15 protein-coding genes are annotated in these 17,284 nt (G+C 71.0%); 13 read left to right on the forward strand and 2 right to left on the reverse strand.

The genetic code is table 11. The annotated features are described in order from the left end of the window. The first annotated feature begins 35 nt into the window (after window positions 1-35). The 13 genes from pdxS (at window position 36) to BJ981_RS32885 (ending at window position 14,634) form a co-directional block, all read left to right on the forward strand. A complete protein-coding gene (gene pdxS / locus BJ981_RS32825) occupies window positions 36-950 on the forward strand; it encodes a pyridoxal 5'-phosphate synthase lyase subunit PdxS (protein ID WP_184617244.1) in 915 nt (304 codons plus the stop codon). 410 nt (window positions 951-1,360) lie between these two features. Next, a complete protein-coding gene (locus tag BJ981_RS32830; protein WP_239139601.1) occupies window positions 1,361-2,860 on the forward strand; it encodes an alkaline phosphatase D family protein in 1,500 nt (499 codons plus the stop codon). A 148-nt stretch (window positions 2,861-3,008) separates the two neighbouring features. After that, window positions 3,009-3,590 carry a pyridoxal 5'-phosphate synthase glutaminase subunit PdxT gene (gene pdxT, locus BJ981_RS32835; protein ID WP_184617732.1) on the forward strand — a complete coding sequence of 194 codons (582 nt, stop codon included), beginning with the start codon at window positions 3,009-3,011 and terminating at the stop codon, window positions 3,588-3,590. Window positions 3,591-3,593: 3 nt separating this feature from the next. Beyond that, complete coding sequence (locus BJ981_RS32840) at window positions 3,594-4,346, forward strand: YebC/PmpR family DNA-binding transcriptional regulator (protein WP_184617246.1); 753 nt, start codon at window positions 3,594-3,596, stop codon at window positions 4,344-4,346. A gap of 54 nt (window positions 4,347-4,400) precedes the next feature. Beyond that, a complete protein-coding gene (locus BJ981_RS32845) occupies window positions 4,401-5,585 on the forward strand; it encodes a GNAT family N-acetyltransferase (protein ID WP_184617247.1) in 1,185 nt (394 codons plus the stop codon). Between the two features lie 134 nt (window positions 5,586-5,719). Further along, window positions 5,720-6,265 (forward strand): crossover junction endodeoxyribonuclease RuvC, encoded by a 546-nt coding sequence (gene ruvC / locus BJ981_RS32850; protein WP_184617733.1) that lies wholly within the window; start codon window positions 5,720-5,722, stop codon window positions 6,263-6,265. After that, window positions 6,262-6,882 (forward strand): Holliday junction branch migration protein RuvA, encoded by a 621-nt coding sequence (ruvA, locus tag BJ981_RS32855; protein ID WP_184617248.1) that lies wholly within the window; start codon window positions 6,262-6,264, stop codon window positions 6,880-6,882. The genes ruvC and ruvA overlap by 4 nt, the downstream gene beginning before the upstream one ends. Before the next feature lie 9 nt (window positions 6,883-6,891). Next, window positions 6,892-7,941 carry a Holliday junction branch migration DNA helicase RuvB gene (gene ruvB, locus BJ981_RS32860; RefSeq protein ID WP_184617249.1) on the forward strand — a complete coding sequence of 350 codons (1,050 nt, stop codon included), beginning with the start codon at window positions 6,892-6,894 and terminating at the stop codon, window positions 7,939-7,941. A gap of 358 nt (window positions 7,942-8,299) precedes the next feature. Further along, a complete protein-coding gene (gene yajC / locus BJ981_RS32865; protein WP_184617250.1) occupies window positions 8,300-8,692 on the forward strand; it encodes a preprotein translocase subunit YajC in 393 nt (130 codons plus the stop codon). 79 nt (window positions 8,693-8,771) lie between these two features. After that, entirely contained in the window at window positions 8,772-10,517 is a 1,746-nt protein-coding gene (gene secD, locus BJ981_RS32870) for a protein translocase subunit SecD (protein WP_307837851.1), read from the forward strand. Beyond that, window positions 10,517-11,599, forward strand: coding sequence for a protein translocase subunit SecF (gene secF / locus BJ981_RS32875; RefSeq protein ID WP_184617251.1), 1,083 nt, complete (start codon window positions 10,517-10,519; stop codon window positions 11,597-11,599). The genes secD and secF overlap by 1 nt, the downstream gene beginning before the upstream one ends. A 92-nt stretch (window positions 11,600-11,691) precedes the next feature. After that, window positions 11,692-12,210, forward strand: coding sequence for an adenine phosphoribosyltransferase (locus tag BJ981_RS32880; protein WP_184617252.1), 519 nt, complete (start codon window positions 11,692-11,694; stop codon window positions 12,208-12,210). 234 nt (window positions 12,211-12,444) lie between these two features. After that, window positions 12,445-14,634: a RelA/SpoT family protein gene (locus BJ981_RS32885; RefSeq protein ID WP_184617253.1), complete on the forward strand. Its 2,190-nt coding sequence runs from the start codon at window positions 12,445-12,447 to the stop codon at window positions 14,632-14,634. A 373-nt stretch (window positions 14,635-15,007) separates the two neighbouring features. Here BJ981_RS32885 and BJ981_RS32890 read toward each other — a convergent pair whose 3' ends face one another. Both BJ981_RS32890 and BJ981_RS32895 read right to left on the reverse strand, forming a co-directional pair. Continuing rightward, window positions 15,008-16,240: a DUF349 domain-containing protein gene (locus BJ981_RS32890; protein WP_184617254.1), complete on the reverse strand. Its 1,233-nt coding sequence runs from the start codon at window positions 16,238-16,240 to the stop codon at window positions 15,008-15,010. Window positions 16,241-16,298: 58 nt separating this feature from the next. Then, on the reverse strand, window positions 16,299-17,153 hold the full coding sequence (locus BJ981_RS32895) for a peptidylprolyl isomerase (protein WP_184617255.1): 855 nt from the start codon (window positions 17,151-17,153) through the stop codon (window positions 16,299-16,301). Between the last annotated feature and the right edge of the window lie 131 nt (window positions 17,154-17,284).

Here is a 17,284-nt window from a genome sequence, read left to right on the forward strand (position 1 = left end):
ACGGGAACCCATTGTCGCGCTCGTGAGGTAAGACCGTGTCCAGCAGCACCCCCGAAGTCCCCGCCCCCGCCGTCACCGGCACCGCCCGTGTGAAGCGTGGCATGGCCGAGATGCTCAAGGGTGGCGTCATCATGGACGTCGTCACGCCCGAACAGGCCAAGATCGCCGAAGATGCCGGCGCGGTCGCCGTGATGGCCCTTGAGCGTGTGCCGGCCGACATCCGCGTCGAGGGCGGCGTGTCGCGCATGAGCGACCCCGACATGATCGACGGCATCATCCAGGCCGTGTCGATCCCCGTGATGGCCAAGGCCCGCATCGGCCACTTCGTCGAGGCCCAGGTTTTGCAGGCCATCGGCGTCGACTACGTCGACGAGTCCGAGGTGCTCACCCCCGCCGACGAGGCCAACCACATCGACAAGTGGGCCTTCACGGTCCCCTTCGTCTGCGGCGCCACCAACCTCGGCGAGGCCCTGCGCCGCATCGCCGAGGGCGCGGCGATGATCCGCTCCAAGGGCGAGGCCGGCACCGGCAACGTCGTCGAGGCCACCCGCCACATGCGCCAGATCCGCGGCGACATCAAGCGCCTGGCCGCCCTCGACGAGGCGGAGCTGTACGCCGCCGCCAAGGAGCTGCGCGCGCCGTACGAGCTGGTCGCCGAGATCGCCAAGACCGGCAAGCTGCCCGTCGTCCTGTTCACCGCGGGCGGCATCGCCACCCCCGCGGACGCCGCGATGATGATGCAGCTCGGCGCCGAGGGCGTCTTCGTCGGCTCGGGCATCTTCAAGTCCGGCGACCCCGCCAAGCGCGCCGCCGCGATCGTCAAGGCCACCACCTTCTACGACGACCCCGACGTCCTCGCCAAGGTCTCCCGCGGCCTCGGCGAGGCCATGGTCGGCATCAACGTCGCCACCCTCCCCGAGTCGGAGCGCCTGGCCACCCGAGGCTGGTGAGCCGTGTTCACGGCGCCGCCTCCGGCGTCGCGGTGTGAGGGCGCTGTGTTCATGGCGCCGCCTCCGGCGTCGCGGCGTGAGGGCGCTGTGTTCATGGCGCCGCCTCCGGCGTCGCGGCGTGAGGGCGCTGTGTTCATGGCGCCGCCTCCGGCGTCGCGGCGTGAGGGCGCTGTGTTCATGGCGCCGCCTCCGGCGTCGCGGCGTGAGGGCGCCTTTTAGCCGGTGCTCTTCGGTCGTCGGGCGCAAGGGATCGTTCCTCACCCTTGCGCCCTCCTCTCTCAGAGCACCGGCGCGCCTTCACGCGGGGCGTCTTGGGACGACGCGGCAAGGCGGAACACAACCGCATATATCCCCTCTGACCTGGGTGTGCCTATACCCGGTGTTTGCTGGCGATAGTTGATGATCGTCATGTGATCGACAGGCGATCGTTCCTCGTGCTGGGGCTGGCCTCCGGAGTGCCGCCCCTGCGGGTCTCCTATGGGGACCCGTTCACGCTGGGCGTCGCCTGCGGCGATCCCTCACCGGACGGGTTCGTCATCTGGACCAGGCTCGCCCCGGCGCCGCTGGCCGAGGACGGTCTCGGCGGGATGCCCGCGGCGCCGGTGCCGGTCTACTGGGAGGTCGCCACCGATCCCGCCTGCGCGCGGGTGGTGCGGCGCGGCACCGAGGAGGCCGTGCGCGAGTGGGCGCACAGCGTGCACGCCGAGGTGGCCGGGCTGGAGCCGGGCCGCGAGTACTGGTACCGCTTCAAGGCGGGCACCTACGTCTCGCCGATCGGCCGTGCGCTCACCGCGCCGCCGCCCGCCTCGCTGCCGAAGGCGCTCACGCTCGCGGTGGCCTCGTGCGCCAACTACCAGCACGGACACTTCACCGCCTACAGCAGGATGGCGGGGGAGCACCCCGACCTGGTGCTGCATCTCGGCGACTACATCTACGAGTACGGCAAGGGCGAGATGCCGTGCCCGGGCGGCAACGCGCGCGAGCACGAGGGCCCCGAGGCCCGCACGCTGACCGGCTACCGCCGCAGGCACGCCCTCTACAAGACCGACGCCGACCTGAGGGCGGCGCACGCCGCCGCGCCGTGGGTGCCGATCATGGACGACCACGAGGTCCGCAACAACTGGACGAGCCTGCTGCCCGCCGAGCGGCGCGAGGCGGCGTTCCGCGCGTACTACGAGCACATGCCGCTGCGCCGCTCGTCCGTCCCGCGCGGGCCGATGATCAAACTGTTCCGGCGCCTGCGCTGGGGGCGGCTCGCCACCATCCACATGCTGGACACGCGCCAGTACCGGGACCCGCTGATCTGCGGCGCGGGGTTCGAGGAGTGCCCCGAGTCGCGCGAGCCCGGCCGGACGATCACCGGCGCGGAGCAGGAGCGCTGGCTGCTGGAGGGCTTCCGCGAGTCCGGGGCGCTGTGGGACGTCATCGGCCAGCAGGTCTTCTTCGGCCAGCGCGACCGGGGGCGCGGCGGCGAGAAACTGGTCAGGCAGGACGCCTGGGACGGCTACTCCGCCTCGCGCACCCGGGTGACCCGCGGCTGGCTGGACGCGGGCGTGCGCAACGCCGTCGTGCTGACCGGGGACGTGCACTCGCACTGGGCGGGCGACCTGGCGCTGGACTACGACGACGACGCCTCGACCCTGGTCGGCACCGAGCTGGCCGTCACCTCCGTGACCAGCGGGGGCGACGGCCGCGACCATGACCGGGCCAGGGAGGCGCTGCTGGCGAAGAACCCGCACCTGAAGTTCCATCTGAGGCGCCGCGGCTACCTCATGGTCAAGGTGGAGCCCACCGCGCTGGTCGCCGACTTCAAGGTGCTCAAGTACGTGAGCACGCCCGGCGCTCCGGCGCACACCGCGGCGAGCTTCGCGGTGCCCGACAAGATCCCCGGACTGCTGCGCAGGCCCTGAGCCCACCAGGGGAAGTCCTGGGCGGTTTGGGGTGTTGTTCCGCTTGGCCCTACGCTTTTGACGCCCGTCGCCGCAGGAGGCGTCCGACCCCGCGCGCGACCGCCCGAGCGATGAACGGAAGGAACGACCGGTGACCTCTGCGCCGACGATGCCGACGATCGGCGTGCTCGCCCTCCAGGGCGACGTGCGTGAACACGCCCGATCCCTCGAGGCCGCCGGGGCCAGGGCCGTGGCCGTGCGCCGCCCGGCCGAGCTGGACGCGGTGGACGCCCTGATCGTGCCCGGCGGGGAGTCCACGACCATGTGGAAGCTCGCGGACGCCTTCGAGATGCTCGAACCGCTGCGCGCGCACATCAAGGGCGGCATGCCGACCTACGGCTCCTGCGCCGGCATGATCATGCTGGCCGACCGGATCGAGGGCGGCATCGACGGCCAGCAGACGATCGGCGGCATCGACATGGTCGTGCGCAGGAACGCCTTCGGCCGCCAGATCGATTCTTTTGAGGCATCCTTGGACTTCGCGGGACGCGGCCCGCTGCGCGCCGTCTTCATCCGCGCCCCATGGGTGGAATCCGTGGGGCCGGACGTCGAGGTGCTGGGGGTGGCCGAGCCTGGGGATAGGATCGTCGCGGTCCGGCAGGGACCTCTGCTCGCGACGTCCTTCCACCCCGAGCTGACCGGGGACGCGCGGGTTCATTCGTATTTTGTCGAGATGGTGAGGGAGCTCTAGCCGATGTCCGGCCACTCCAAATGGGCGACGACGAAGCACAAGAAGGCCGCGCTGGACGCCAAGCGGGGCAAGCTTTTCGCCAAGCTCATCAAGAACATCGAGGTGGCGGCCCGCACCGGCGGCCCGGACGCGGACGGTAACCCCACCCTCTACGACGCCATCCAGAAGGCGCGCAAGAGCTCGGTGCCGATCGAGAACATCGAGCGCGCGCGCAAGCGCGGCGGCGGCCTTGAGGCCGGCGGCGCCGACTGGCAGACCATCATGTACGAGGGGTACGCGCCCGGCGGCGTGGCCGTGCTGATCGAGTGCCTCACCGACAACCGCAACCGCGCGGCGTCGGAGGTGCGCGTGGCCATGACCCGCAACGGCGGCTCCATGGCCGACCCCGGCTCGGTGGCGTACATGTTCAACCGCAAGGGCGTCGTCATCGTCCCGAAGGGCGGCGGCCTGGGCGAGGACGACGTGCTGACCGCGGTCCTGGACGCCGGCGCCGAGGAGGTCAACGACCTCGGCGAGTCGTTCGAGGTCGTGTCCGAGGCGGGCGACCTGGTGCCGGTCCGCAAGGCCCTGCAGGAGGCCGGCATCGACTACGACTCGGCCGAGAGCAGCTTCCTGCCCACGCTGAGCGTCCCTCTGGACGAGGACGGCGCGCGCAAGGTGTTCCGCCTGATCGACGCCCTGGAGGACAGCGACGACGTGCAGAACGTCTACGCCAACTTCGACGTCAGCGACGACGTCCTGGCCAAGCTCGACTGAGCCACCGGAAATCGGTTCGCCCGGTTAGGTGGGTTTCGCCTAGGTTTGTCCGTCGTGCAGATCCGTGACCTGACGCCCGGCGACCTGGACGCCGTGCTGGACAACCGCAAGCGGGCGTTCGGCCCCCTGCCCGCGAGCAGCGCCGCCACGTGGCGGGCCCTGGTCTCCCCGGTGCTCCCCGAAGGCCGCTACCTCGGCGCCTTCGACGGCGGCCGGCTGGTCGCCACCAGCCGGATCAACCACTACGAGCAGTGGTGGCACGGCCGCGCGCTGCCCGCGGGCGGCATCGCGGGCGTCACCGTCGCGCCCGAGGACCGCGGGCGCGGGGTCGGCGGCCTGCTGATGCGGGCCACCATCGAACGCTGCGCCGAGCTCGGCCACGCGGTCTCGGCGCTCTACCCCACCACCACACCGCTGTACCGGGGCACGGGCTGGGAGCACGCGGGCGCCCGCCTGCGCGTCACCGTGCCGGCCGAGGGGTTGCGGGCGCTCGCCCCCCGCGACACCGCGGTCGCGGTGCGCCGCGCCGGGCCCGGCGACGTCGCCGCGATCCGGGCCCTGCTCGGGCGCCTGCACGCCGCCACCCGCGCCTGCGGCCCCGTGGTCGAGGAGGAGCGGGTCCTGCGCCTCTGGCTGGAGGACGACGACGACTTCTCCTACCTCGCCGACGACGGCTACCTGCTGTACCGCTGGGACGGCGACGGGCTCGACGTGGACAACCTCGTGGCCGGCTCCGAGGCGACGGCGCGCGCCCTGTGGTCGCTGGTCGGCAGCGCCTCCTCCGTGGCCGCCACGGTGACGGCGACCGTCGAGCCGGACGACCCGATGCTGTGGCTGCTGCGCGACCGCTCCACCGACACCGTCAAGCGCACCGGGTGGATGTTCCGGATCATCGACCTGCCCGCCGCCGTGGCCGGGCGCGGATACCCGGCCGGGGTCACGCTGGACGCGGTCGTCGAGGTGAGCGACCCGCAGCGCCCCGCGAACTCCGGGTCCTGGCGGCTGTCGGTCGCCGCGGGCCGCGGCGAGGCCGTCCGCGCCGGCCGGTCCTCCGGTCAGGGCCTTCGACCCGGTGAGGACGTCACCCGGCTCACCATCGGCGGCCTGTCGGCCCTGTTCGCGGGCGTCCAGGTGAGCGCCCTGCGCCGCGCCGGGCTGCTGACCGGCGGCGCGCCCGCGACCGACGACCTCCTCGCCTGCGCCTTCGCCGCCAAGCCGTACATGATCGACTACTTCTGACGGCGCCGCCGCCGTCCGCCGCGCCGGGACGCCCGGTGTGTCGGAGGGTGCGCGGCCGCGGCGGCCGGGGTAGAGTTCGGGGCCGAACAGGTGTTCGGCGGTCTTGGGGAGGCGTGCCGGTGCGGCTACCGGAGCTGAGGGTCATGGGGGTCGATCCCGGCCTCACCCGGTGCGGCCTCGGCGCCGTCGTCGGCCGCGCGGGCGCGCCGCTCACCCTCGTCAAGGTCGGCGTCGCGCGCACGCCCGCGGGCGACGAGATCGGCGCGCGCCTGGCCGCCATCGAGACCGAGATCGAACGCTGGCTCGACGAGGTCAGGCCCGACGCGGTCGCCGTCGAGCGCGTCTTCAGCCAGAGCAACCTGCGCACCGTCATGGGCACCGCCCAGGCGTCCGCCGTGGCCATCCTGTGCGCCGCGCGCCGCGGCCTGCCCGTCGCGCTGCACACGCCCTCCGAGGTCAAGGCCGCGATCACCGGGTACGGCAACGCCGACAAGGCCCAGGTCGGCACCATGGTCACCCGCCTGCTCCGCCTCGACGCCATGCCGAAACCGGCCGACGCCGCCGACGCGCTGGCGCTCGCCATCTGCCACATCTGGCGCGGCGGCACCCAGAACCGCCTGGCCCAGGCGCTCGCCAGGGCCAGGCCCGCCCCCGCGCCCGCGAAGGGAACCGCCCCGTGATCGCCTCCGTCTCCGGGCGCGTCGCCGGCCTCGCCCCCGACTCCGCCGTGCTGGAGGTCGGCGGCGTCGGCGTCCTGGTCCACTGCACCCCGGCCACGCTCGCGTCGCTGCGCGCCGGCGAGCAGGCCAGGCTCGCCACCTCCCTGGTCGTCCGCGAGGACTCCCTCACGCTCTACGGCTTCGCCACCGACGACGAGCGCACGGTCTTCGAGATGCTCCAGACCGCCTCCGGCGTCGGCCCCAGGCTGGCGCTGGCCATGCTCGCCGTCCACACGCCGAACGCCCTGCGGGTGGCGGTGGCGAGCGCCGACGTCAAGGCGCTGACCATGGTGCCGGGCATCGGCCAGAAGGGGGCCCAGCGCATCATCCTGGAGCTGAAGGACAAGCTCGGCACGCCGGACGAGGCCGTCGACGCCGCGCTCAACGGCCGCGCCCGCAGGCAGGCGTGGCGCGACCAGGTCCACTCCGGCCTGGTCGGCCTCGGGTACTCCTCCAAGGACGCCGACGAGGCCGTGGCCGCCGTCGCGCCCGACGCGGACGCCGAGGAGGCCGCCGGCCGCGAGCCGTCGGTCGCCACCCTCCTGAAGGCGGCCCTGCGGGCCCTGAGCGTGCGATAGGGGCCCGCGATGAGCCTGGAGAGAGATCTGGTGTCCCCGGACGCCGAGGGCGACGAGCGGGCGATCGAGTCCGCGCTGCGCCCCAAGCGTCTGGCCGAGTTCATCGGCCAGACCCGCGTGCGCGAGCAGCTCTCGCTGGTGCTCGAGAGCGCGCTGCGCCGCGACCGCCCCCCGGACCACGTCCTGATGAGCGGCTCGCCCGGCCTCGGCAAGACCACCCTCGCCATGATCATCGCCGCGGAGCTGGGCATGCCGCTGCGCCTGACCTCCGGCCCCGCCCTGGAGCGCGCCGGCGACCTCGCCGCCATCCTCTCCACGCTGTCGGAGGGCGAGGTGCTGTTCATCGACGAGATCCACCGCATGTCCCGCCCCGCGGAGGAGATGCTCTACCTCGCCATGGAGGACTTCCGCGTCGACATCGTCGTCGGCAAGGGTCCCGGCGCCACCGCCATCCCCCTGGAGATCGCGCCGTTCACGCTGGTCGGCGCCACCACCCGCGCGGGCCTGCTGCCCGCCCCCCTGCGCGACCGGTTCGGCTTCGTCGCCCACATGGACTTCTACGACGTCGAGGAGCTGGAGCAGGTCCTGCGCCGCTCGGCGGGCCTGCTCGCGCTGCGCCTGCCCGAGGAGGCCGCCCACGAGATCGCCCGCCGCTCGCGCGGCACGCCCCGCATCGCCAACCGCCTGCTGCGGCGGGTCCGCGACTTCGCCGAGGTCCGCACCGACGGCGTGATCACCCGCGACATCGCCTCGGCCGCGCTCAACCTGTACGAGGTCGACGCCGAGGGCCTCGACCGGCTCGACCGCGCCGTCCTCGGGGCGCTGCTGCGCAAGTTCGGCGGCGGCCCCGTCGGCCTGTCCACGCTGGCGGTCGCGGTGGGGGAGGAGCCCGAGACCGTCGAGGTCGTCGCCGAGCCGTTCCTCGTGCGCCAGGGGCTGCTCGCCCGCACGCCCCGCGGACGCGTCGCCACCGCCGCGGCCTGGTCCCACCTGGGGCTCACCCCGCCGCCGGACGCCTTCGGCGCGCAGGCGCCGCCCACCCTCTTCGAGGACCCCTGACGCGCCGCCCGCACCGGAGCTCCTGACAACCGTCTTTACAGGTGAGGGCGGTCGAAACGGCGCCGCGGCCTCGGGTATGCCCCCTTATCCGGCGTACACCCATTTCCGTATGGGATGCCCCCAGAGACGGTCACGGCGGTACGGAAAGTTTCAAAAATGTCGTATCGGCTGGTCACAGATCGGTGACAACGGGAACTTTCCTGCTCACGCGAGCGTGGGTTCGTTGCCGGGCTTTGACAAGCTCGCCTAAACTCCGTGGCTTGGCTGGCTGTGTACGCTGACATGTTCAGCGTGGCCGTGCTCATCGCCTCAAGACCTCCGGCGCAGGCCGGTCAGTTCGTAACCGGAAGGAAGCCCCGTGCAGGGCCTTGGATCGTTCGTGCCACTGATCTTGCTGGTCGTGGTCTTCTACTTCTTGCTCATCCGCCCTCAGCGGAAGCGTCAGCAGGAACAGCTGCAGATGCAGAACAACCTGGCGCCGGGAACCCGGGTGATGACCACCACCGGCCTCTTCGGCACCGTAACCGCCATCGACGACGACGACGTCGTGATCGAGATAGCGCCGGGCATCGAGACCCGGTGGACGAAGGCGGCCATCGGCCGCGTGGTCACTCCGGTGGAAGAGCCGGGTGACAATGAGATCGGTGACGCCGACGGCGCCCCGGAGGTCCGGGACACCGCAGCGGAAGAGAGGGTGCACGACGCCCCGGAACGCCGGGGAGACGAGGGCTCGACCAGCGCGAAGTCCTGAGTAGGTTCAGCAAACCCCTTGACGAAAGAACTGACCACCAGTGGCCCCATCGACCAGTAGCCAGAGCAAGCCGGGGCGAGTGCTCCTGGCGCTCCTGGCGCTCATCCTCGCCATGGGCGGGGTGATGCTCCTGCAGAAGTCGTTCGTGCCGAAGTTCGGGCTCGACCTCGCCGGCGGCACCACGGTGACGCTGTCCCCGGTCACCCAGAGCGGCGCGACCCCTTCCCAGGAGAGCCTCGACCTGGCCGTCAACATCATCCGTGAACGGGTGAACGGCAGCGGCATCTCCGACGCAGAGGTCGCCAAGGCGGGCGACAACATCGTCATCTCCGTCCCAGGCGCGGGCCAGGAGGAGGTCGTCAAGCTGGTCGGTACCACGGCCGAGCTGCGCTTCCGTCAAGTCCTCGCGGTCGCGCCGGCGAACGCCACGCCGGGCGCGCTGCCGACCGCGCCGGCCACCCCCGCCCCCTCGGGCAGCGGGGCGCCGCAGCCGAGTACCACGGCCAAGCCGTCGTCCACGGCCAAGCCGGCTCCGAGCGGCACCCCGGCCGGCCGGGCCCTGTCCTCGGCCCTGACGAACCCCACCCCGGCGCCCTCCGCGTCGGCCACGGGGCAGGGCGACAAGAAGGACGACAAGAAGGGCTCCGGCAAGGACGAGGGCAAGGCGACGCCCACGCCCAGCGGCTCGGCGGCGCCGTCGGCGCCCCCCACCGAGGACCCCTTCGCCGGCGTCGACCTGACCGGCGTCGACCCCGTGGTGGCCGAGCAGTTCAAGAAGCTCGACTGCACCAAGAAGGATCGCGGGCAGGGCATCCAGGACGAGCCCGACAAGCAGCTCGCCGCCTGTAGCGACGACGGCGTGGCCAAGTACGTCCTGGACAAGGCCGCCGTCAAGGGCACCGAGGTCGCGGGCGCGAACTCCGGCGTCGACTCCACCACCGGCGAGTGGATCGTCCAGGTGAACTTCAAGAGCGCCGGCGCCAGCCAGTTCGCCAAGATCACCGGTCAGATCACCAGCGCCCCGCAGCCGCGCAACCAGCTCGCGATGGTGCTGGACGGCGTCGTCATCTCCGCCCCGGTCATCGAGGAGCCGATCCCGGGCGGCCAGGCCCGCATCTCCGGCAGCTTCACCCAGAAGACCGCCGACGACCTGGCCAACCAGCTCAAGTACGGCGCCCTGCCGCTGAAGTTCGTGCAGAGCTCCATCGAGGAGGTCTCCTCCACGCTCGGCGCCGACCAGCTGCGCGGCGGCCTGCTCGCGGGCGGCATCGGCCTCATCCTGGTCGTGCTGTACTCGCTGCTGTACTACCGGGGCCTCGGCCTCGTCGCGGTGGCCAGCCTCGCGGTGGCGACGATCCTGACCTACCAGGCGGTGGTCCTGCTCGGCCACAACGCCAACTTCCGCCTGTCGCTGCCGCACATCATCGGCCTGATCGTCTCGATCGGTATCACCGCCGACTCCTTCATCGTCTACTTCGAACGCATGCGCGACGAGATGAAGGAGGGCAGGCGCTCGCTGCGGGTGGCCGTCGAGGTCGCCTGGGTGCGCGCCCGGCGCACGATCCTGATCGCCGACGCGGTCATGTTCATCGCCGCCGTGGTGCTCTACTTCCTGGCGGTCGGCGGCGTCGCGGGCTTCGCCTTCGCGATGGGCCTCACCACGCTCATCGACATCGCCGTCGTGTTCCTCTTCACCAAGCCGTTCGTCGCGCTGCTGGCCAGGCTCTCCTTCTTCGCCAAGGGCCACAAGCTGTCGGGTCTGGACGCCGAGCGCATGGGCCGTGACGCGCCCGTCGCCCGCACGACCGTTTCGCAGGAGGGCTGATGTCGCGCATCGGTGTGATCGGCCGCCGGCTGTACCGCGGCGAGGTCGACATCGACTTCGTCGGGCGCTACAAGCTGTGGTCCGCGGTGTCCGGCCTGCTGCTGGTGATCTCCATCGTCGGCCTGGTCTTCCAGGGGCTCAACCTGGGCGTCGAGTTCAAGGGCGGCTCGGTCTTCAGCTTCGACAAGCCGCGCGCCTCCACCATCGAGACCGTGCGCTCCACGGTCGAGGAGGCCGGAGCCCACCAGGTCTCCGTGCAGGAGGCGGGCAACCGCTGGCGGGTGACCACGCAGAGCCTCGCGGCCTCCCAGGTCACCACTGTCCAGAACGCCATCTCCAAAGAGTTCGGCATCGCCGGCAACCAGGTGAGCAAGCAGATCATCGGCCCCACGTGGGGCGGTGAGGTGCTCAAGAAGGCCGTCATCGGCCTGATCGTCTTCATGATCGCGATCATCCTGTACCTGACGATGGCCTTCGAGTGGAAGATGGCGCTGGCCGCGGTGGTCGCGCTGTTCCACGACCTCGTCATCACCGCCGGCATCTACGCCTGGTCCGGCTTCGAGGTCACCCCGGCGACCATGCTGGGCTTCCTGACCATCCTCGGTTATTCGCTGTACGACGCGGTCGTGGTGTTCGACATGATCAAGGAGGTCACGGCCAAGCTCGGCACGACCTCCAAGATGACCTACACCCAGGCCGCCAACAACGCGCTGAACCACACGCTGATCCGCTCGCTGAACACCAGCCTGGTGGCGATCCTGCCCGTGGCCGCCATCCTGTTCATCGGCACCACGCTGTTCGGCGCGGGCACCCTGAAGGACCTGTCGCTGGCCCTGTTCGTCGGCATGATCGTCGGCACGTACTCCTCGCTGTGCGTGGCGACGCCGCTGCTGGTCAACCTCAAGGAGCGCGAGCCGAAGTACATGGCGATCGCCAAGCGGCTGGCCTCCAACAAGGGGGGCTCGCCGCAGGACGCCCCGCCGGCGGGCAAGGGCAAGGAACCCGCCGCGGCGGCCACCTCCACCGGCCCGGCCGCCTCGCAGAACGGTTCGGTGTCCCCGCAGAAGCGCAAGAAACGCTAGAGAGGGCTCCTCTCCCGTGGCGCCCCCGTGATGCCCGCCGGCGTCCGGGGGCGCTTCGCTGCCCTCAGGCCCGCCCCTCAGGAAGGACTCCGATGAGCGACCTCGCAGAAACGATCCTCGGCCGGATCCGCGACGTCCCCGACTATCCCAAGCCCGGCGTGGTGTTCAAGGACATCACCCCGCTGCTCGGCGACCACGGCGCGTTCGCCGCCGTCGTGGACGCCCTGGCCGACGGGCTGGAGGTCGACAAGGTCGTCGGGATCGAGGCCCGCGGCTTCATCCTGGCCGCCCCGGTGGCGTACACGGCGGGCGCGGGGTTCGTGCCCATCCGAAAAAAGGGGAAACTCCCTGCCGCGGCCCACGCGGCGTCCTACGATCTGGAGTACGGCTCCGCCGTCATCGAGGTCCACCGCGACGCCTTCGCCCCTGGCGACCGCGTGCTGATCGTCGACGACGTGCTCGCCACGGGGGGCACCGCCCGTGCCGCGGTGGAGCTGGTCGGCCGGGCCGGTGCCGAGGTCGTGGCCGTGTCGGTGCTGATGGAACTGGCCTTCCTCAAGGGCCGTGAGCGTCTGAGCGGCGTTGACGTGCGCGCTTTGGTGGTCGTCTGATCCACGGGCGGGAGGGAGGGCCTCTCCAGCGTGGATACACTGGAGAATCTGGACTCGACGTGAGGAGTCTGAGTGCCCCGTGATGTGGCCTTGCCCGAGGTGACCGACACCCCAGCGCCGGTTTCCGCGCCCGCGGACGAGACGGGTCCAGCCACGCCCGCGGGCACGGAGGACAGACCGGCGCCTGTCGTACGACGCAGGCTGTCCCGGTTCGGGGGGCAATGGGGTGGAGCAATGAATCCGGTTCTGGAACCGCTGTTCAAGACGGTCCGGGCCACTCATCCCAAGGCCGACCTCCGTCTGATCGAGCGCGCCTACGATGTCGCGGCCTACCACCACCGTGACCAGAAGCGCAAGAGCGGGGACCCTTACATCACCCACCCGCTGGCCGTCGCCACCATCCTCGCCGAGCTGGGCACCGACGACGAGACCCTGTGCGCGGCCCTGCTCCACGACACCGTCGAGGACACCGCCTACGGCCTGGACGAGCTGCGCGGCGACTTCGGCGAGAACATCGCGCTGCTCGTCGACGGCGTCACCAAGCTGGACAAGGTCAAGTTCGGCGACGCCGCGCAGGCCGAGACCGTGCGCAAGATGGTCGTCGCCATGTCCCGCGACATCCGGGTCCTGGTGATCAAGCTCGCCGACCGGCTCCACAACATGCGCACGCTGCGCTACCTGCCGCGTCACAAGCAGGAGCAGAAGGCCCGCGAGACGCTGGAGATCTTCGCGCCGCTGGCCCACCGGCTCGGCATGAACACCATCAAATGGGAGCTGGAGGACCTGGCGTTCGGCATGTTGTACCCGAAACGGTACGACGAGATCGCCCGCATGGTCTCCGAGCGCGCCCCCCGGCGCGACCTGTTCCTGCAGGAGGTCATCGAGAAGGTCGCCGGCGACCTGCGCGAGGCCAAGATCCGCGCGACCGTCAAGGGCCGGCCCAAGCACTACTACTCGATCTACCAGAAGATGATCGCGCGCGAGGTGGCGTTCGACGACATCTACGACCTGGTGGGCATCCGCGTCCTGGTCGACACCGTCCGCGACTGTTACGCCGCGCTCGGAACGATCCACGCACGGTGGAACCCGGTGCCCGGCCGGTTCAAGGACTACATCGCGATGCCCAAGTTCAACATGTACCAGTCGCTGCACACGACGGTGATCGGGCCGGAGGGCAAGCCCGTCGAGCTGCAGATCCGCACCCGCGCGATGCACCACCGCGCGGAGTACGGCGTCGCGGCGCACTGGAAGTACAAGGAGGAGATGGCGGCCTCCGGCCCGGCGGGGGCCCGGATGAAGTCGGCCGGCGACATGGCCTGGCTGCGCCAGCTCCTCGACTGGCAGAAGGAGACCAGCGATCCGGGCGAGTTCCTGGAGTCGCTCAGGTTCGACCTGTCGGTGTCGGAGGTGTTCGTCTTCACCCCGCGCGGCCAGGTGATCGCGCTGCCGGAGGGCGCCACCCCCGTCGACTTCGCCTACGCCGTCCACACCGAGGTCGGCCACCGTTGCATCGGCGCCCGCGTGAACGGCCGCCTGGTGCCGCTGGAGAGCCGGCTGAGCAACGGCGACACCGTCGAGATCTTCACCTCCAAGTCCCCGGACGCCGGGCCCTCGCGCGACTGGCTGAAGTTCGTCAAGAGCGGCAGGGCGCGCAACAAGATCCGCCAGTGGTTCTCCAAGGAGCGCCGCGAGACCGCGATCGAGGCGGGCAAGGAGGCCATCGGCAGGGCCATGCGCAAGCAGGGCCTTCCCTTGCAGCGCCTGATGTCCGGAGAGAGCCTCCTGGCGCTCGCCAGGGACCTCCGGTACGCGGACGTCTCGGCGCTGTACGCGGCCGTCGGAGAGGGCCACACGGCCGCGCAGGCGGTGGTCCAGAAGCTCGTGCAGTCCCTGGGCGGCGTCGAGGGCGCCGAGGAGGACATCGCCGAGGCCGCCGTCCCCACCAAGCTGCGCGGCCGCCCGCCCCGCAGCGGCACCAACGCGGGTGTGATCGTCGCGGGCGACTCCGACGTCTGGGTACGCCTGTCCCGCTGCTGCACCCCCGTCCCCGGCGACGACATCGTCGGTTTCGTCACGCGCGGCCACGGCGTCTCGGTGCACCGCACCAACTGCCCCAACGTCGAGCAGCTCAGGGCCGAGCCGGACCGCCTGGTAGAGGTGAGCTGGTCGCCCACCGACGACTCGGTGTTCCTGGTCGCCATCCAGGTGGAGGCGCTCGACCGCCCGCGCCTGCTCTCCGACGTCACGCGCACGCTGTCCGACCAGCACGTCAACATCCTGTCGGCGTCGGTCACCACCTCCCGCGACCGCACGGCCGTCAGCAAGTTCACCTTCGAGATGGGCGACCCCAAACACCTGGGCCACGTCCTGAAGGCCGTACGCAACATCCAGGGCGTCTACGACGTCTACCGCGTCACCAACTGACCCACCACCCCCACCGGTCTCTCTCCGCCCCCCTCAGCCCCTCCGCAAGCACCGGCGACCAGCACATAAGGGCGCCGTCGCTTGTGCAGGGTCGGGGAAGGAGTCCCTTCCGCTGATGAGAAGCGCCGACTCAGGGACCTCCCGACGTGTGCTCTTGACGCGATGCACAAAAACCCGCGTGAGGGCGCGCCGGTGCTCTGAAGGAGGAGGGAGGAAGGGGGTGAGGAACGATCCCCCTTCCGACCGACGACGAAAGAGCGCCGGCTCAAAGGCGCCCTCACGCCGCGCGAACGAAGAGAGCGCCATAAACGCAGCCCGGCCGGTCAGGTCGGCCGGGACGCCCCTTGGTACCGGGGGAGCGGGCGGGACGTCGTCAGGAGGAGAACTCGGCGAGCGTGCGCTCGGCCTCCTCCAGCCAGGAGCGGCGGGCGGCGATGGCCTCCTCGGCCTCCTTGACGTCCTTGTCCTTGCCCGCGGCCCTGGCCTTGCCCAGGCGGGTCTCCAGCTGCTCGATCGAGCGGCGCAGCTGGTCCACGGTGTTCTGGGCGCGGGCGCGCGCCTCGGGGTTGGACCGCTTCCACTCGGCCTCTTCGGCCTTGCGCACGGCCTCGTCGACGCGGCGCAGCCCGCCCTCCAGCCGGTCCCTCAACTCCCGCGGCACCGGCCCGACGGCCTCCCAGCGCTCCAGGACGCCGCGCAGCGCGGCGCGTGCGGCGCGGGCGTCGGTGACCGGCAGGATGCGTTCGGCCTCGGCGAGGATGCGTTCCTTGGCCTCGGCGTTCTCCCGCAGGGAGGCGTCCCGCTCGGCGAAGACCGCGGAGCGTGCCTGGAAGAACTGGTCCTGGGCGGCCTTGAAGCGGCCCCACAGCTCGTCCTCCGCCTCGCGGGAGGCGCGTCCCGCGGCCTTCCAGCGGCGCATCAGGTCGCGGTAGGCCGATGCCGTCTCTCCCCAGTCGGTGGAGGTGGCGAGTTCCTCGGCCTCGGCGACGATGCGCTCCTTGGTGGTGCGCACGGACTCGCGCTGCTCGTCCAGGCCGGCGAAGTAGGACTTGCGCCGCTTGGCGAAGGCCGTCCTGGCCGCCGACAGGCGCTTCCACAGGGCCGCCTCGGTGACCCGGTCGATGCGCTCGGCCGTCTTCCACTCTTCGACGAGCTGGCGCAGGCGTTCGCCGCCGGACTTCCAGTGGGTGGTGTCCTCGGCGATGCGCTCGGCCTCGGCGACGATGCGTTCCTTGACCTCGCGGGACTGGGCCCGCGCCTGGTCCCGGGCGGCTCGTACCTCTTCGCGGCGCTTGCCGACCAGGTCGGTCAGCGCCTCCAGGCGCGAGGAGAGCGCCGCGAGGTCGCCGACGGCGTGGGCCTCGGCGATGGAGTCGCGCAGCTTGACGATCGTCGCCTCGGCCTGCGCCGGGGGCAGGTCGGTGCCCCGCATCCGCTGTTCCAGCAGCTCCACCTGGGTCGCCAGCTCGTCGTACTTCCGATGGAAGTAGGCCAGCGCCTCTTCGGGCTCACCGGCCTGCCAGGACCCGACGGCCCGTTCTCCCTCAGCCGTACGAACGTAGACGGTGCCGTCGTCGTCTACCCGGCCCCACGGGTCGGTGCTCACCGTGTCCTCCCGCACTCGAATCAGCCTCCAGGAGGCTATGCGTCCTTGTTGTATTACGTCAGCTCTTGCCAGAGATTGTCACGTGTTTGATTTCGACCGGGTCCTTGGGAGCACCCGTGCCGTCGCCCATGCCCCCCGACAGGACGCCCTTCTTGCTCACATCGTCCAGGATTTCCAGCCCCTTTGTGACGGTACCGAACGGTGTGTAGTTCGGGGGCAGCTGGAGGTCCCCGAAGATGATGAAGAACTGGCTTCCGTTGGTGCCGGGGCCGCTGTTGGCCATCGCCACCACGCCGCGCTTGTACTGGGCGCCGGTCAGGTTCTCGTCGGCGAACCGGTAGCCGGGCCCGCCCTGGCCGTCGGTGGCGCTCTTGCCGTCCGCCTTGGCCAGCGGGTCGCCGCACTGGATCATCGGGAAGGCCGCCTCGCCCATGCGGTGGCACTTGGACCCGTCGAAGTACTTCTGCTTGGCCAGGAACGCGAAGGAGTTGGCCGTGCAGGGGGCCTTGGCGGTGGCCAGGTCGATCACGATGTCGCCGTGGTTGGTCTGCAGCGTCATCTTCTCCAGGGAGGTGTCCGCCTTGGCCGGCGGCATGCCGACGTTCTTGGCCGGCCCTCCGGAGCTGTCGGCGACGTAGTCGCACGTGCCGGTCGCCGCGTCGTACGGCTTGGGGCTCGGCCCCTCGGATGGCGGAGCCGACGCGGACGGGGTCGTCGCGGCCTCGGTCTTCGAATCGCCGCCTCCGACCAGCGCGACGGCCGCGAAGATGCCGCCCACGACGACGAGCACGCCCAGGCTGGTGCCGATGATCGCGACGCGCTTCTGCCGGGCCTGCCGCTCGACGCGCCGCTGCGTCTGCCGCTCGTAGTGCTCCCGTGCCAGCTGCTTTTGACGGTCCTTGCCGGTCGTCACCGCTGTGCCCTCCCGACTGTCCGAGTTGGTCTGTTTGGTCGTCTGACTGGACGACCGCCACCTTTATGGAGTGGGCGAATCGTATCGGCCCACGGGCAATGGTTCGCAGCCCGGCGACCCGCACCGGTACC

The sequence above is a fragment of the Sphaerisporangium krabiense genome, assembly GCF_014200435.1.
In the GTDB taxonomy this organism is placed as follows: domain Bacteria; phylum Actinomycetota; class Actinomycetes; order Streptosporangiales; family Streptosporangiaceae; genus Sphaerisporangium; species Sphaerisporangium krabiense.

Excerpts from the sequence above, each read along its gene's own strand:
- pdxT (WP_184617732.1), top strand. The coding sequence starts at position 3,009 with ATGCCGACGATCGGCGTGCTCGCCCTCCAGGGCGACGTGCGTGAACAC.
- BJ981_RS32840 (WP_184617246.1), top strand. The coding sequence starts at position 3,594 with ATGTCCGGCCACTCCAAATGGGCGACGACGAAGCACAAGAAGGCCGCG.
- ruvB (WP_184617249.1), top strand. The coding sequence starts at position 6,892 with ATGAGCCTGGAGAGAGATCTGGTGTCCCCGGACGCCGAGGGCGACGAG.
- secF (WP_184617251.1), top strand. The coding sequence starts at position 10,517 with ATGTCGCGCATCGGTGTGATCGGCCGCCGGCTGTACCGCGGCGAGGTC.
- BJ981_RS32880 (WP_184617252.1), top strand. The coding sequence starts at position 11,692 with ATGAGCGACCTCGCAGAAACGATCCTCGGCCGGATCCGCGACGTCCCC.
- BJ981_RS32885 (WP_184617253.1), top strand. The coding sequence starts at position 12,445 with ATGAATCCGGTTCTGGAACCGCTGTTCAAGACGGTCCGGGCCACTCAT.